2 protein-coding genes are annotated in these 1,642 nt (G+C 65.4%); one reads left to right on the top strand and one right to left on the bottom strand.

The annotated features are described in order from the left end of the window. Positions 1–31: 31 nt before the first annotated feature. Positions 32–1,177 carry an IS630 family transposase gene (locus tag CEY15_RS17715; protein WP_095719497.1) on the bottom strand — a complete coding sequence of 382 codons (1,146 nt, stop codon included), beginning with the start codon at positions 1,175–1,177 and terminating at the stop codon, positions 32–34. A 96-nt stretch (positions 1,178–1,273) separates the two neighbouring features. Here CEY15_RS17715 and CEY15_RS17710 point away from each other — a divergent pair, with 96 nt between their 5' ends. Beyond that, positions 1,274–1,642: a hypothetical protein gene (locus tag CEY15_RS17710; protein ID WP_095719498.1), complete on the top strand. Its 369-nt coding sequence runs from the start codon at positions 1,274–1,276 to the stop codon at positions 1,640–1,642.

Raw genomic sequence — 1,642 nt, 5'->3', positions numbered from 1 at the left:
CTAGTGGGCATCTCCGTTAGTTCGTCGGGGGTCAGGCCGCGTTGCGGAGGGTCCCGTCGTTGTTGAGGCGATCGAGGTGGCGGTTGAGGTCGTCGCGGGTGTACTTCCAGCCGAAGGGTTCCGCGCTCTGGTTGTAGCGATTCTCGAAGGCGAGGATCCGTGCGGCGAGGTCATCGAGGTCGGCGAAGTCGCCGGTGGTGATGGCTTTGCGCTGCAGTATCGAGAAGTAGATCTCGACCTGGTTGAGCCAGGACGCGTGCACCGGAAGGTGCACCAAGACCGCGTTAGGCCAGGCCTGACGCATCCGGTCGATCGAGGCCTGCCCAGCATGGGAGGAACCATTGTCAACGACCCAGAACACTCGCTTCGCGCTGGCGTAGGGCTCCCTGGTCATCACCTGCTCGACCAGGTCGGTGAACGGCACGATCCCGGTCTTGGGTGCGGTCATGCCCATCACGCGAGCCTGGTGGACGTCGTAAGCGGCGAAGTAGGCCAGAGTGCCACCGCGGCGGTACTCGAACTCCACTCGCCGCGACTGACCGGGCCCGGCGGGGGTTTCCCGGTGACGGCGTTTGAGAGCTTGCAACTGCGATTTCTCATCGGCACTGATGACGTACTCATCGTCGCGGAGCTCGATGCCGTCCCAGCGACGGTGGTACAGGTCCAGCACCCGGGCGGCCTTGGCCGCGAAGTCGGGGTCGCGGGGAAAGATCCATGATCGGTGCTGCCACGGCTTGATCGCATCTGCGGCCAACCAACGCCCGATCGTTGAGGGCGACACGGGGCGCACCAGCCCGCCGGCGACGGCGTGAGTTCTCAACTCGGTGGTGGACCATCTGGTCAGTGGCAGATCATGGTCAGCTGGGCGTGAACACGCCAGTGCCTTGACCTCGGCGACCTCGACCGGGGTGAACACCCGCGGTCGCCCCGGTCGGGGCCGATCCTCAAGCCCCTCCAGGCGCTCGAGGCAGAAGCGATGCCGCCAGCGGCGTGCGGTGTCCTCACACACCCCGACCTCGCGGGCGATCGCAGCGTTCGCGTCGCCGTCTGCAGCGGCGAGCACGATCCGGGCCCGCAGCACCTCACGGTGTGGACAACTCGCGGCGTTCGCGCGGCGGGTCAGCACGTCGCGTTCTTTGTCAGTGAGGATGACGACATCAGCGCTGGTGGGAGACATATTCATTTCTGACGCACCCAGCATCGCCAGCCAAGTCGCCACGCCGGAACAAGCCGAAAGTCGAGTGCGAAACCAGTGGCGGTGATGATGGAGACCATGGCGAAGATCCCCGACTCGACCCAGACGTCACTGAGACAAAAGCTCCTGGCTCGCGCTACCGAACGCTGGCCGCAGATCCAGACCCTGCATACCCGCTACCGCGCCGGGTTCGCCTACATCGACGCCACCTTGACCGACGGGGAAGAGTTGAAACTCTGCCGGCTGCGTTACGCCGGATCAGCCAGCCAATGGGTATTCGCGATCTACCGCGCCAGCCACAACGACTACCAGCAAGCCGCCCTGCCAAGCGGATGGCCCTCAGGCACTCCCGAAGAAGCCCTCGACACCGCCTGCGGCCTCTACCTCGGCGACCCCACCGCCTGGCGGCTCCCAGACCCCCGACGAACTAACGGAGACACCCACTAG

This window comes from Dietzia natronolimnaea (genome assembly GCF_002289575.1).
GTDB lineage: Bacteria > Actinomycetota > Actinomycetes > Mycobacteriales > Mycobacteriaceae > Dietzia > Dietzia natronolimnaea_A.
Note: the sequence above shows the minus strand (reverse complement) of the source record. Positions and strands in the feature narration are given on the sequence as shown.